This is a genomic window from Serratia sp. CC22-02 (assembly GCF_900182895.1).
GTDB classification, from domain to species: domain Bacteria; phylum Pseudomonadota; class Gammaproteobacteria; order Enterobacterales; family Enterobacteriaceae; genus Serratia; species Serratia nevei.
This window is the reverse complement of sequence record NZ_FXUD01000007.1, coordinates 243,197-256,758: the sequence shown is the minus strand read 5'-3', so window position 1 is coordinate 256,758 and position 13,562 is coordinate 243,197. Positions and strand designations below refer to the sequence as shown.

At 60.7% G+C, this 13,562-nt stretch carries 10 protein-coding genes and 2 rRNA genes; 4 read left to right on the top strand and 8 right to left on the bottom strand.

Translation table 11 applies throughout. The features are described from left to right. The 3 genes from QOL81_RS21270 to QOL81_RS21260 all read left to right on the top strand — a co-directional run. Positions 1–106: ribosomal RNA gene (locus QOL81_RS21270) — 23S ribosomal RNA — on the top strand; the annotation flags it as partial. 99 nt (positions 107–205) lie between these two features. Then, positions 206–321, top strand: a 5S ribosomal RNA gene (rrf, locus tag QOL81_RS21265). Positions 322–579: 258 nt separating this feature from the next. Continuing rightward, positions 580–1,890 (top strand): MFS family transporter, encoded by a 1,311-nt coding sequence (locus tag QOL81_RS21260; RefSeq protein WP_060441101.1) that lies wholly within the window; start codon positions 580–582, stop codon positions 1,888–1,890. 36 nt (positions 1,891–1,926) lie between these two features. Here the strand turns inward: QOL81_RS21260 and pssA are convergent, their stop codons facing one another. From pssA to trxC, 4 genes are all read right to left on the bottom strand, one after another. Further along, positions 1,927–3,282: a CDP-diacylglycerol--serine O-phosphatidyltransferase gene (gene pssA / locus QOL81_RS21255; RefSeq protein ID WP_283440017.1), complete on the bottom strand. Its 1,356-nt coding sequence runs from the start codon at positions 3,280–3,282 to the stop codon at positions 1,927–1,929. Between the two features lie 152 nt (positions 3,283–3,434). Further along, a complete protein-coding gene (locus tag QOL81_RS21250; RefSeq protein WP_049272601.1) occupies positions 3,435–6,083 on the bottom strand; it encodes a bifunctional acetate--CoA ligase family protein/GNAT family N-acetyltransferase in 2,649 nt (882 codons plus the stop codon). A 48-nt stretch (positions 6,084–6,131) separates the two neighbouring features. Beyond that, positions 6,132–6,821, bottom strand: a complete 690-nt coding sequence (locus tag QOL81_RS21245) for a tRNA-uridine aminocarboxypropyltransferase (RefSeq protein WP_060431249.1) — start codon at positions 6,819–6,821, stop codon at positions 6,132–6,134. Between the two features lie 113 nt (positions 6,822–6,934). Further along, entirely contained in the window at positions 6,935–7,354 is a 420-nt protein-coding gene (trxC, locus tag QOL81_RS21240) for a thioredoxin TrxC (RefSeq protein ID WP_004928868.1), read from the bottom strand. Positions 7,355–7,561: 207 nt separating this feature from the next. Here trxC and QOL81_RS21235 point away from each other — a divergent pair, with 207 nt between their 5' ends. After that, entirely contained in the window at positions 7,562–8,650 is a 1,089-nt protein-coding gene (locus tag QOL81_RS21235) for a tRNA/rRNA methyltransferase (protein WP_197768843.1), read from the top strand. Positions 8,651–8,710: 60 nt separating this feature from the next. Here QOL81_RS21235 and emrB read toward each other — a convergent pair whose 3' ends face one another. From emrB to mprA, 4 genes are read right to left on the bottom strand one after another with little or no spacing between them, the layout of a single operon-like run. Next, a complete protein-coding gene (gene emrB / locus QOL81_RS21230; protein WP_038872860.1) occupies positions 8,711–10,249 on the bottom strand; it encodes a multidrug efflux MFS transporter permease subunit EmrB in 1,539 nt (512 codons plus the stop codon). Between the two features lie 17 nt (positions 10,250–10,266). Then, a complete protein-coding gene (emrA, locus tag QOL81_RS21225) occupies positions 10,267–11,439 on the bottom strand; it encodes a multidrug efflux MFS transporter periplasmic adaptor subunit EmrA (RefSeq protein WP_033635707.1) in 1,173 nt (390 codons plus the stop codon). Positions 11,440–11,462: 23 nt separating this feature from the next. Then, positions 11,463–12,914, bottom strand: coding sequence for an efflux transporter outer membrane subunit (locus QOL81_RS21220; RefSeq protein WP_060425102.1), 1,452 nt, complete (start codon positions 12,912–12,914; stop codon positions 11,463–11,465). Positions 12,915–12,942: 28 nt separating this feature from the next. Next, the gene (gene mprA / locus QOL81_RS21215; RefSeq protein ID WP_025160249.1) at positions 12,943–13,461 is read right to left on the bottom strand and encodes a transcriptional repressor MprA; all 519 of its coding nucleotides are present in this window, start codon (positions 13,459–13,461) and stop codon (positions 12,943–12,945) included. Between the last annotated feature and the right edge of the window lie 101 nt (positions 13,462–13,562).

Here is a 13,562-nt window from a genome sequence, read left to right as displayed (position 1 = left end):
AAGGCCCCTGAAGGAACGTTTAAGACTAAGACGTTGATAGGCTGGGTGTGTAAGTGCAGCGATGCATTGAGCTAACCAGTACTAATGATCCGTGAGGCTTAACCTTACAACACCGAAGGTGTTTTTAGAGAGATTTTCAGCGAAGTTCCGAGATTGGTTCTGATGGCGACACGAGAGTGGCGCGGTTGGAATGAAACAGAATTTGCCTGGCGGCAATAGCGCGGTGGTCCCACCTGATCCCATGCCGAACTCAGAAGTGAAACGCCGTAGCGCCGATGGTAGTGTGGGGTCTCCCCATGCGAGAGTAGGACACTGCCAGGCATCAAACAAAGCCGAAAGCCCTGAACTGACGTTCAGGGCTTTTTGCTATGCGTAAAATGGAAAATCCCCGTTGTAACCCGCTTCATCTTTCATCTCACGATTCTATATTCATCACAAAACCAATTCATTTTTTGAATGAAACCCAGATATTCTTCGTCCGCTATTAAGTTTGACTGTTAACTTATAAATAACAATAAAGTAACAACCAGGGCGGCAGGAAGCCAAATTTCATCATTGCTATGGCTCGGAGAAAACATCATGACAGAAACAACCTCGGCTCTTGAGGGTGAGCGCGGCGTCGAACAGGGGGCGCTGGATAACAAAAAACGCATTTTCGCTATCGTTGGGGCTTCGTCAGGCAATCTGGTGGAGTGGTTTGATTTTTACGTTTACTCCTTCTGCTCAATCTACTTTGCCGCCTCATTTTTTCCGGCGGGCAACAGCACCACGCAGCTGCTGCAAACCGCCGGGGTATTCGCCGCTGGCTTCTTTATGCGACCTATCGGCGGCTGGCTGTTCGGCTATATTGCCGACAAACATGGCCGAAAAAACTCAATGCTGATTTCGGTCTGCATGATGTGCGCCGGATCGCTGGTGATCGCCTGCCTGCCGACATATGAATCGATCGGCAGCTGGGCACCGGCGCTGCTGCTGCTTGCGCGCCTGTTCCAGGGGCTGTCGGTGGGCGGCGAGTACGGCACCAGCGCTACCTACATGAGCGAGGTGGCGATCAAGGGCCGCCGTGGCTTTTATGCCTCGTTCCAGTATGTCACGCTGATCGGCGGGCAACTGCTGGCGCTGCTGGTATTGGTGATCCTGCAGCAAATATTGTCCGGCGAAGAGCTGAAGGCCTGGGGATGGCGTATTCCGTTTGCCCTGGGGGCCGTGTTGGCGGTAGTGGCGCTGTACCTGCGCCGTTCGCTGAATGAAACCTCTGATGCGAAGACGCGTAACCACAAAGATGCCGGTTCGCTGACGGGGCTGTGGAAAAACCGCAAAGCGTTTCTGATGGTGCTGGGCTTTACCGCCGCCGGTTCGCTGACCTTCTACACCTTCACCACCTACATGCAGAAATATCTGGTGAACACTGCCGGTATGGACGCCAAGCTGGCCAGCGCCATCATGACCGTCGCGCTGTTCGTCTTTATGCTGCTGCAGCCGGCGGTAGGCGCGTTCTCGGATAAAATCGGCCGTCGCAGCTCGATGCTGATCTTCTCGGCATTGGCCACTGTGCTGACGGTGCCAATTCTGTTTGCCCTGAAAGAGGTGACCAATCCCTTTATGGCGTTCGGCCTGATCGTGCTGGCGTTGTTCGTCGTCAGCTTCTACACCGCGATCAGCGGGCTGCTTAAAGCCGAGATGTTCCCGCCGGAGGTGCGGGCGTTAGGGGTAGGCTTGTCTTATGCGGTAGCGAATGCCCTGTTCGGCGGTTCGGCGGAATATGTCGCGCTGTCGCTGAAATCGTTCGGCGTGGAGAACGCTTTCTTCTGGTACGTTTCCGGCATGTGCCTGCTGGCGTTGCTGGTCTCGCTCCGGCTGCATCGCAAAGGCAAGGAGATACAGCTGTAATAAAAACCCCGGCCTTGGCCGGGGTCAGAGTAGATCTTACAGGATACGGCTAATCAGCCGATCGATGCGGATGCGCCGCAGACGGCGAATCAGCTTGCGTACCTTGATCGGGTACTGCTGAATGCTTTGCAGCTCCTGATAATGGCCGACCACGGTGGTGTGGGTGCGGATGCATTCCAGCTCTTTTTGCCGCTGCTCGCGCATTTCCTGCTTGGGATCGTGGATCAGAATGGCGTTTTCCAGATCCAGCCGCCAGGCGCGTGGGTTGAGGTTATTGCCGGTGACCAGCTGCCACTCTTCGTCTACCCACATGCCTTTCAGGTGATAACTGTTATCGCCATCTTTCCACAGGCGCACGATCAGCTGACCGGTGTCGACGTAACGCTGCAAGCGGCTCAGGAAGCGGCGCAGGTTGATCTCGTACAGGTAGGGCAGCGCGCCGATGATTTTGAACGGCTGGTCTTCCGGAATATAGAAGTCGTTGGCGGTTTTGTCGCCGACGATGATCTCCACCTGTTTGCCCTGGCGCAGCAGATAAATGATGTTGCGCACCAGCAGCGCCGGCAGGTTGAAATAGGGGGTACACAGCGTCAGTTTCTGGTCGGCGCACGACATCAGGTGATGAATGGTTTTATTCAGCACGCTTTGCTTGCCAAGCCCAACCAGCGGCGTCACCGCCAGCTCATCGTTACCGGCTTTACCGCGGAAGTGGTAACCGGCGCGGCGCAGGGCGAAACGGAACAGACGGGTCTCGTTTTTGATCTCCGGGCTTTTCGGCCGATCGCTGCGATCGAGGCGCTGTACGGCGCCGGCGGTGAGCAGATGCTGCTTGATGTAATCGATCAGGGTATCGGCCAACGCCTCGTTGCTGATCAGCTGGTAGCGATCGTAACGGTATTTCTCATGCTGATGCAGATAGACGTCATTGATGCTGGCGCCGCTGTAGATCACGGTATCGTCGACCACGAAGCCCTTCAGGTGCAGTACGCCCAGCGCTTCGCGGGTATTGACCGGCACGCCGTAGATAGGCACCGATTGCTCTGGATGTTGGCTGGCCATGGCGCAGTACCAGTCGGCGTTGGTATTGGCGGCGGCGGCGCCGATGCGCCCGCGCTGTGCGCGGTGCCAGTCGACCAGCACGCAGATTTCCAGCTCGGGCCGCTGCTGCTTGGCTTGATACAGCGCGTTGAGGATCTCGCGCCCGGCGTCGTCATGCTCCAGATACAGGGCCACCAGATAGATACGTTGGGTGGCGTTGGCGATGGCGTCCAGCAGCGTGGTGCGAAAGTCGGACGGCGCGTACAGCGTACGAACATCAGCAACCGTCTGGGGGAGTTTGGGCAGTTGTGCAAGGTGTTGTTGATGTTTGCTACGTTTAAATTTTGACAACATCACAGTGCGTTTCTTCTCTCATGATTGATGGCCGGAACGCCACAGGCTTAAAAACAATAAACCGAATAATCGGGCGATAATACCATTAGTTGCCTCGATTGTGCGTATGTTTTGGCGTTAAGTGGTGGATTCGTAGCGCATTGCGACGCAGGTCACTGCGCGTCGGCGGCCTGCAGCGGCAGCGTCAGATTGACGATGCCGTCCTCAAGCTGCACCTCGATGCCAAAGCCCAGCCGCTGCGCCAGTGCGATCATGCCGCGGTTATTCGGCATGGTGATGCCGCTCAGGCGAGTCAGGCCATGAGCGCGCGCATAGGCGATCATTTTCTCCAGCAGCTGACGGCCCAGGCCCACGCCTTTCAGATCGGAACGCACCAGCACGGCGAATTCGGCGTCGGTGTTGTCCGGATCGGACAGCGCGCGGGTCACGCCGATGATCTCGTCTGCGCGCACCGCTACAAAGGCCATTTCTCGATCGTAGTCGATCTGCGTCATGTTGGCCAAATCGTCATGGGTAAACTCGTTGATCTCGCTGAAGTAGCGATAATAGAGATCTTCCTTGGTCACTCTATCGATGAAATGCTTCAGCGCCGGTTCGTCTTCCGGCAGGATTGGGCGGAACAGGCATTGGCTGCCGTCTTTCAGCGCGATGGTCTCTTCCAGCTCCTGCGGATAAGGGCGGATCGCCAGCCGCGCCTGCGGATCGCCGCTGAACGGCGCGAGCTGCATCGAAACGTCCAGCAGGGTGAACTCGCTGCCGGAGGCCAGCACCGGGTGAATATCCAACCGGGCGATCTCCGGGCAGTCGAGGATAAGGTTGGAGACCTGCACCAGCAGGCGGCTCAGCCCAGGGATATCCAAAGGCCGCAGCGCGCTGCGGCCGCGGATCTTGCCGCCTTTCACCGCCTGCAGCACCAGATAACGCGCCAGCGCCATGTTCAGCGGCGGCAGCGCGACCGCCACCTGATTTTCCTGGCGCCACTCTACGCCGCCTTCGCCCAGCATGATCAGCGGGCCGAAAATCGCATCCTGCTCTACCGCGATGCGCAGCTCCTGGGCACCGGCGCGGTTGGCCATGCTCTGCACCAGCAGGCCATGGATACGCGCCTGGGGGTAGGTGCGCTTCACGCGGTCGAGGATCGCCTCCGCCGCGCGCTGCACTTCGGTCGCGGTGCGCAGGTAGAGCATGACGCCCTGAACTTCCGATTTATGCGGGATATCCGGCGAACGCAGCTTCAGCGCCACCGGGTAGCCGATCTGTTCGGCAATGTGCACCGCTTCGGCGCTGTCCTCGGCAATCCAGGTCGGCAGGGTGCTCAGATCGTAGGCCTGCAGGATGGATTGCACCTCGTGGGTATCCAACTGGGTGGCGCCTTCGGCCAGCGCCTGATGGATAAGGCGGTGGGCGTCGGCGGTGTTGGCGGTGAGGCCGACCGGCAGCGCCGGCGTCTCTTTCAACTGCTTCTGGTTGCGGCGATATTCCACCATATGCATAAAGGCGGTCACTGCGCCTTCCGGCGTGCGGTAGGTGGGAATGGCGGCCTCGGTAAATAACCGGCGCGCCTCTTGCGAAGAGTATTCGCCGCACCAGTTGGTCAGCAGCGTGATGCGTTTGCCGCGCGGATGGCGGTGCAGCGCCTCGATCAGCCTTTCCGCCGTGGCGGTGCCCGGCGCCGCCGCGCTCGGCGCATGGATTAACAGCAGCGCGTCATAGTCGTGGCTGTCGAGCAGCGCTTCGATTGCCGCCAGGAAGCGCTGCGGCGTGGCATCGTCGCGCAGGTCGAGCGGGTTGCCGGCGCGGATGAAATCCGGCAGCGCGTCGCTCAATGTCGCCAGGCTCTCATCGCTCAGCGTGGCCAGCTTGCCGTTGCGTCCGAGCAGTTCGTCCAGCGCCATCGCCGCCGGCGCCGCCCCGTTGCTGACGATCATCAGCCGCTCGCCGCGCAGCGGATGCATATGGCTGAGGGTTTCCACCGCCGAGAACAGCTCATGGGTATCCTGCACGCGCAGCAGGCCGGCGCGCTGGATGGCGGCGTCATAGGCGGCGTCCAGCCCCAGCTGGCTGTTGAGCAACAGCTGCGCCTGTTGGCTGCGGCCGCTTTTGATCACCAGAATGGGCTTGTTGCGCGAGGCGCTGCGCGAGGCGGAGAGAAAGCGCCGCGCATCGCTGATGTTTTCCAGATACAGCAGAATGGCGCTGGTCTTGCTGTCGCGCGCCAAAAAGTCGAGCAGGTCGTCGACGTCGATGTCCAGGCTGTCGCCCAGCGCGATAAAGTAAGAGAAGCCGACTTCGCGCTGCTGCGCCCAGTCGAGAATGGTGTTGGCTACGGCGGCGGACTGCGAAATAAACGCCAGCTTGCCCTTTTGGATCGGCACCGGCGAGAAGCTGGCGTTGATGCCCTGCCACGGCGCCAGCAGCCCCAGGCTGTTGGGGCCCAACAGCCGCATGGCGTAGCGCTGCGCGCAGGCCTTCAGCTCGGCAAACTGTTCCGGCGGCGAAGAGAGTACGATGGCGGTTTTACAGCCGCGTTGGCCCAGCGCTTCAATCAGCGCCAGATTGCGTTTGGCGTGGGTGCAGATGATCGCCAGATCCGGCGTCAGCGGCAGGCTGGCGACGTCGGGGTAGGCCATGACGCCGCAGACCGCTTTGTAGCGCGGCGTGACCGGCAAGATGGGCCCGCCGAAACCGCCGGCCAGCAGGTTGCTCATCATCAGGTTGCCGGCGCGGCCGGGCTGCTGCGAAGCGCCCAGCACGGCGATCGATTTGGGACGTAATAGCGCTTCTAACCCTCGCTGGCTCATGCACGGCTCCTTTTGGCAACGTTACGCCTGATTTTAGGCGCTTTCTGGCTACATTGCTGTGACCGGTGCCTCCGGCCGGGTCGGTTTTCCCGCCAGATATTGTTGACGGAAATAGCGGAAATGCTGATTTAATCCGTCGGCGGCCGGCAGATCGCCCGCCTGTTGCAGCAGGGCGGCGGCCACTTCCGCCGTGCAGTGTTGCTCGGCGCGGCTGGCTTCGCGCAGCTGGTAGTCCGATGCCGCGTCGACGTTGAGGGAAAACACCGGGAATTGATTGAGGTATGGGCTTTTACGGAACATTTTGCGCGCTTCCGCCCAGGTGCCGTCCAGCATGATGAACAGCGGCGGTTTGCCGCCGGCGGGCAGCTCGCTGAACACCGGCCGTTCGGCGTCGGCGTAGGAAGCGGGGAACACCACATAAGGCTGCCGCGCCGGATCGTTGATGGCCGCCAGCAGGGCCGGATCGACTTCGGTGCGCGACCAGAGGAACGCCTGGGTGTCCGGCAGGATATCGGCGATCAGGCGGCCGGTGTTGCTGGGCTTGAGCGGCTCGGCGCCGAACATGATCAGGCAGAAACGGCTGCCGGCCTGCTGCGGGCGAATGGTGTCGCACAGGCAGTTTTTATGCGGCAGCAGGCAACCCTGACAACGCGCCACCCGGCAACCGCGCGCCAGAAAAGGGCGGGTGGCGCGGTCTAAACGGAATTGGCGCAGGCGAAGTACGGCGTTGTCGGTCATAACGATCCTGGGAAAAACCGCCATTGTAACGCAGAAAAAAGCCCGCCGGGAGGGGCGGGCTCGATCGAGGCGCGTTCGCGCGCGATGGCGGGATACGGCCTATACTTGCCGAATCACACTAACTCGTTGAGCCAGTTGTCAAACGGCGCTTTCGGCATCGCGCCGTTGAGCATGTCGACCATCTTGCCCTGACGGAACACCATGATGGTCGGGATGCTGCGTATGCGGAAACGGGCGCTCAGCTCCGGCTCGGCTTCAGTGTTCACTTTCACGAAGCGCACTTTGCCGGCGCGCTCTTCGGCCACGTCTTCAAAGATCGGCGCAAAGCTGCGGCACGGGCCGCACCATGGCGCCCAGAAATCGACCACGACCGGCAGATCGTCCTGCAGCAGCTGGTCCAGCGTGGCGGCGGTGGCGTTGATCACTTCACCGTCGAAGAGCTCATGGCCGCAGCGGCCGCATTTCGCGTTGTCCGCCAGACGTTCTTCCGGCACGCGGTTGGTGGCATTGCAAGCTGCACAAACTGTATTCATGTTGACCTCGGGTACAGAGAAAGCATGGTCCCCGCAACGCAGTTGCAGAGATGTTTCTTTAATGCTGACAATTATCGGCAAAACCCGGCGCATGAACAATGAGGTTTGTTCAATGGATGTGATAGTTGGGAGCTTTTAGCGCAAGTTGGTGGCTTCATGCACCAACATCAGGTAATCTTCGCGCCCTGCGCGTTGGTGGAGAAGACAATGAACGATTCATTTAGTGGCAAGAACGGTAAAGTCAAAGTGATGTACGTCCGCAATGACGACGACAACGGCGACGACCGCAACAAGAATAAACGTCCGGCCGGCAAAGGCCGTCCGGCTGACGGTGCGCGCTCGGGCCGCACCGGTCAAGACAAGGCGCGCGGCGGCAACGATCGCCGCGGCGCCGACTCCCGCCGCAGTGAAAGCGATCGTCCTCGCCGTCCGGCGCGCTCTGAAGATCGCGGTGGCAACGAGTCGCCGTGGAGAACCGTTTCGCGCGCGCCGAATGAAGAGCCGGCGTTCGATCACGGCGGTATCAGCGGCAAAAGCTTTATCGATCCGGAACAGCTGCGCCGTCAGCGTGCGGAAGAAACCCGCGTTTACGGTGAAAACGCCTGTCAGGCGCTGTTCGCCAGCCGCCCGGAAGCGATCGTGCGCGCCTGGTTCGTGCAGTCGGTCACCCCGCGTTTCCGCGAGGCGCTGCGCTGGATGGCGGCTAACCGCAAGGCTTACCACGTGGTGGATGAGGAAGAGCTGGCCAAGGCGTCCGGCACCGAGCACCACGGCGGCGTCTGCTTCCTGATCAAAAAGCGTCAGGGCCTGGATGCGCAGACCTACCTGAAAAGCGCACCGGCGACCGACTGCGTGCTGGCGCTGGAAGAAGTGGGTAACCCGCATAACCTGGGCGCTATCGTCCGTTCTTGCGCTCACTTCGGCGTCAACGGCGTGCTGCTGCAGGATCCGGCGCTGCTGGAATCCGGCGCGGCGGTGCGTACCGCAGAGGGCGGCGCAGAGCACATCAAGGCGATCAACGCCGACGATTTCCTGTCGGTGCTGGACACCTTCCGCAAGGCGGGTTACACCATCGTTACCACCTCCAGCCACAAAGGCACCGCGCTGGCGCAGGCCAAGCTGCCGGCCAAGATGGTGCTGGTGCTGGGCCAGGAACGTGACGGTCTGAGCGACAGCGCCTGGCAGCAGGGCGACATGAACGTGTCTATCGGCGGCACCGGCAAGGTGGAAAGCCTGAACGTTTCCGTAGCGACCGGCATTCTGCTGGCGGACTGGTGGCGTCAGAATCAGGCGTAATCTGTTCTACGTCGGATAAAAAAACGGGCGCCCCAGGGCGCCCGTTTCGTTTATTGAAGCTTAGTGAGCGCCACCGCCCCCACCGCCGCCGGAGCTGAACGGCGGTTTCGCCACCCACACCAGCACCAGCAGCACCAGGAATACCCCGGCCGACAGCCAGAAGATCTCGTTGGCGGAGATGATCAGACCCTGCGCGGTGATCTCGTTGGCGATATACGCCGACGCCTGTTGTTTGCTCATGCCGAGCTGCTCCAGCTGCCGGTACATCTCCTGCGACTGCGGGTTGTACGGGTTGACGAACTCCGTCAGCTGCGAATGGTGCTGCGATTCGCGCTGCGTCCACAGGGTGGTGGTGATCGAGGTACCGATCGACCCCGCCAGCGTTCGCGTGAAGTTCGACAGGCTCGACGCCGCCGCCATGCGTTCCGGCGGCAGGCCGGACAGCGTGATGGTGGTCAACGGCATGAAGAAGCAAGCGATGGCGAAGCCCTGGACAAACTGCGGCCAGGCGGAAGCGCCGAAGTCCATACCCGGTTCAAACGTATAGGCACGCCAGTAGAAGCACACGGCATACATGATGAAGCTGAAGGTGACCAGCCGGCGCATGTCGAGCCGATTGCCGAACTTGCCGATGATCGGCGACAGCAGCACCGGGATCAGCCCAACCGGCGCCGACGCCAGCCCCGCCCAAGTGGCGGTATAGCCGTACACCTCTTGCAGCAGCTGCGGCAAGAGCACGATGGCGCCGAAGTACAGCATGTAGGCCAGGCTGATACACAGGCAGCCGATGGTGAAGTTGCGCGACTTGAACAGCGACAGATCCACCACCGGATGGTCGTCCGTCAGCTCCCACACCACCAGGAACAGCAGCGCCACCACCGCGACGACGGTGAGCGTGATGATCTCGGTCGAGTTGAACCAGTCCAGCTCCTTGCCCTGATCGAGCATGATCTGCAGCGAACCGATGCCGACGATCAGCAATACCAGGCCGACGGTGTCGATCGGTTTGATCTCGGTTTTGGTTTCCCGCCCCTTCAACGTCGCCATCGCCGCCACGATCACGAAGACGCCGATCGGGATGTTGATGAAGAAGATCCAGCCCCAATGGTAGTTGTCGCTGATATAGCCGCCGAGGATCGGCCCAAAGATCGGCGCGACGATAACGGTCATCGACCAAAGCGCCAGGGCCATCGCTCGCTTGGCGGGCGGATAGTTGTTCAGCAACAGGCTCTGCGACAGCGGGATCAGCGGCCCGGCCACCACGCCCTGGATCACGCGGAAGAAGATCAGCATGCCGAGGCTGTTGGAGATGCCGCACAGCCAGGAGGCGAGGGCGAACAGCGCGGTGGACCAGAGGAACAGCCGCACTTCGCCGAAGCGCTTCGCCAGCCAGCCGGTGATCGGAATCGAGATGGCGTTCGCCACGCCAAACGAGGTGATCACCCAGGTGCCCTGCGAGTTGGAAGACCCGAGGTTACCGGAAATGGTGGGGATCGCCACGTTGGCGATGGTGGAGTCCAGCACCTGCATGAAGGTCGCCATGGCGAGCGCGACCGTCATCCAGGCAAGCTGGGCGCCTTCAAGCGGTTTCTGTGGCAAGATGGCCTCCCGCGCGCTTAGCCGGCGTTCGCATGGATCACGTCGGCGATCAGCTGGTTAACCGGCGCCAGATTCAACGCCAGCGCGTCGCTCTGATACAGCGGTTTGTCGCGCACCACGTCGGCCAGCACGCGGCCGTCCAGGTTGGCGGTGTCGACGGTCACCAGCGTAGAAAGACCGATGCGCAGCGGATGATCGGCCACCTGCTTGGCGTCGAGCTCAATACGCACCGGCAGACGTTGCACCACTTTGATCCAGTTGCCGGTGGCGTTTTGCGCCGGCAGCAGGGAGAAGGCGCTACCGGTGCCCATGTCGATACCGGCCACTTTGCCCTGATACACCACGTCGTCGCCGTAGACGTCGCTGACCACCGTCGCCGGCTGGCCGATGCGCATGTTGGCGATCTGGGTTTCCTTGAAGTTGGCGTCAACCCAAATGTGATCGGCCGGCACCACCGCCATCAGCGGCGAACCGGCGGCGATCTGCGCGCCGACCTGCACGCTGCGGCGCGAGACATAGCCGGTAATCGGGCTGATCACTTTGGTACGCTGCAGCGCCAGCCAGGCATCGCGCATCTGCGCGGCGGCCTGTTGGATCGCCGGCTGCTGTTCCAGCGGGGTGTTCAGCACCATCGCCTGATTGGCGTTGTATTGCTGCACCGCCACTTCCAGCGCGGCCTTGGCACTGTCGACCGCATCGCGAGCGTGTTGCAGCTCTTCGCGGCCGATGGCGTCAACGCTGCCCAGCACCACGCGGCGCTTCAGATCGTTCTCGGCCTTGCTCAGATCGGTCTTGCGCAGGGCGATGTTGGCCTGATATTGCTTGCTGTTGATGATCAGCTGGTGGGTCTGACGCACGCTGTTGGCCAGGCCGGTCTTGGCGCGTTCAAACGCCTGCTCGGCATCGGTCGGATCGAGCGTCAGCAGCACGTCGCCCTGCTTGACGTAGTCGGTGTTGTCGAAATTGACGCTGTTCACGCTGCCGGACACCTGGGCCATGATCTGCACCTGGTTGCCGGAGACGTAGGCGTCGTCGGTTTCCTGGTGATGACGCAGCACCAGGAACCAATACACTAAGTAAGCCACCCCTATAACAATGAAAATAACCGTCAGCAACAGCAGCCAAAATTTACGCTGCTTCTTTTTGCCGTTCGGCTGCTGCGGGTTTTGGATTTCCGCGCTTGCGCTCATGGTGTTCTCCAAGCCTTATATTATTATGCTTTCGAATCCGCTGCGGCCGGGGCCTGATAGCCACCGCCCAGCGCGCGGATCAGTCCTATCTTCGCCTGCAGTAAATTGCTGCTGGCATTCAACTCCGCCTGTTGCTGCTGTAATAGCTGCGTCTGGCTGGTCAACAGATCGTCGCGTCCGATAATCCCTGCCTGGTAACGGGCGTTGGCGACCTGATACACCTGTTGCATCGACTGGGCCGCGGACGCCGCCTGCAGCTGCTGTTGCGCAGAGCTCTGCTGGATGGTGATGGCGTCGGCGGTTTCCTGTACCGCATTCAGGATGGTTTGGTTGTAGGATTCCACCGCTTCGTCATACAGCGCGGATTCCTCGCCCAGCTTGCTGCGCAGCGCCCCGGCGTGGAAGATCGGCAGCGAAATCGCCGGCATCACGTTCCAGGCCTGGCTGGCCGCTTCAAACAGATTCGGGCTGGTGCCACTGGTATTGGTGGTCATCAGGCCGGCGAAGGCTGAAATGGTCAGGCTGGGGTAAAACTCTTTACGCGCGGCGCTGACGCGCTGGCTGTAAGACTCCACCAGCTGGCGTTGCGCGGCGATGTCCGGGCGTTTGCCCAGCAGATCCGCCGTCAGCTCGCCCTGCGGCGCCATCAGGTTGTCTGCGGGCAACGGCACCTGACGCAGGTGCTGCATGGCGTTCGGCCCCTGGCCGGCCAGCGCGGCGAGCTGGTGTCTGAGCTGCTCGATCTGCGATTGCAGCTGCAGGATCTGCTGCTTGGCGACGTCGGACTGCGCCTGGGTTTGTTGCGGCACGTCGACGCCGGTCAGGCCGGCCTGATAGCGCTGTTGGCGCAGCGCGGTCAGGCGCTCATTGTTGTTCACTTCCTGCTGCAGCAGCTTCTCGAGCGCCAGGTTGCTCTGCAGCTGATAGTAGGCGGACGCCACCGAACTGGTCAGCGTCAGCGCCGCCTGTTCCTGCTCGGCGCGCGCGGCGTTGACCTGCGCCTTGGCGGCGTTCACCTGGTTGCGGTATTTGCCCCACCAGTCGAACTCGTACGCCAGGTTCAGCCCCAGTGAGTTGGAGCTTTCGTAGATCGGCTTATGCGGATACCCCAGCCCCATATTGACGTTTTGCGGCACGCGCTGGCGTTGGGTGCTGGCGTTCAGATCCAGGTTCGGCCCGTTGGCGGCGCTGGCTTCACCCACCACGCTCTGCGCTTCGCGCACGCGGGCGGCGGCCTGCCGCAGGGTCGGCGAGCTTTGCAGCGTCTGCGTCATCAAGGCGTCCAGCTGCGGATCCTTGAGGGCGCGCCACCACTGCGGGCTGACGGCCAGCGAACTGACTTTCGGCTGAGCCAACTGCAGGCTCTGCGGATCCATCAGCGTGGATTGCGGGGCAATATTATCGGTCGAAGCACACCCGGCCAGCAGCAACACGGCGAACAGCGGGGTGAATCTCCAGTTAAATGGGGATCGCATAAGTAGGTACCTGAACAGAAATTGTGAATTAGGATAACTGTTCTGTGATTTCCATTTGATCCAGACGTGCCAGCAATTTGCGCGTCAGCTGTTCCAGCTGTTTTTGCTCATCGTCGGTCAGCGTGGACCACAGGAAATGCAGACATTGGTGCTGCGGCGGCAGCAGTTGACTGAGAAATTCTTCCCCCTGCGGCGTCAGATGCAGATGCAGGCAGCGGCGATCGTTGTCGCTTTCCCGGCGCTCGATCCAGCCGCGTTTCTCCAGCTCGTCGGCGATGCGGGTCGCATTGGTGCGCGAGGAGCCTAAAGCAGAGCTTAGCTCAGAAGGTTGGATGCTGTGGCTTTCCTGCGCATCCAGGGTGATCAGCGCCATAAACAGTGTTTCGTTAATCCCCTGCGCCTTCAGCATCTTATTGCGGTTTTCCAGCAGCTTGCCTTGCATGTGCATGCACAGGCGGGTCAGCAGGATTTCCTGATAAGGGAAATCTTTCTGCCGGGTGGCGCGGAAATTCAGCATTTGTTCTATGGGGGCAAACGAGCTTTCCATAATTTAGGGCCTCATTAATTTCGTTCGAGATAGTAACGACGGTGACTAATAATGTAAATGTTCAGCCGTGCGGATAATTTAGCAATTCGTGTCATTTGTCA

Coding starts and splice junctions, on each gene's coding strand:
- QOL81_RS21260 (WP_060441101.1), top strand. CDS start 580: ATGACAGAAACAACCTCGGCTCTTGAGGGTGAGCGCGGCGTCGAACAG.
- pssA (WP_283440017.1), bottom strand. CDS start 3,282: ATGTTGTCAAAATTTAAACGTAGCAAACATCAACAACACCTTGCACAA.
- QOL81_RS21250 (WP_049272601.1), bottom strand. CDS start 6,083: ATGAGCCAGCGAGGGTTAGAAGCGCTATTACGTCCCAAATCGATCGCC.
- QOL81_RS21245 (WP_060431249.1), bottom strand. CDS start 6,821: ATGACCGACAACGCCGTACTTCGCCTGCGCCAATTCCGTTTAGACCGC.
- trxC (WP_004928868.1), bottom strand. CDS start 7,354: ATGAATACAGTTTGTGCAGCTTGCAATGCCACCAACCGCGTGCCGGAA.
- QOL81_RS21235 (WP_197768843.1), top strand. CDS start 7,562: ATGAACGATTCATTTAGTGGCAAGAACGGTAAAGTCAAAGTGATGTAC.
- emrA (WP_033635707.1), bottom strand. CDS start 11,439: ATGAGCGCAAGCGCGGAAATCCAAAACCCGCAGCAGCCGAACGGCAAA.
- QOL81_RS21220 (WP_060425102.1), bottom strand. CDS start 12,914: ATGCGATCCCCATTTAACTGGAGATTCACCCCGCTGTTCGCCGTGTTG.
- mprA (WP_025160249.1), bottom strand. CDS start 13,461: ATGGAAAGCTCGTTTGCCCCCATAGAACAAATGCTGAATTTCCGCGCC.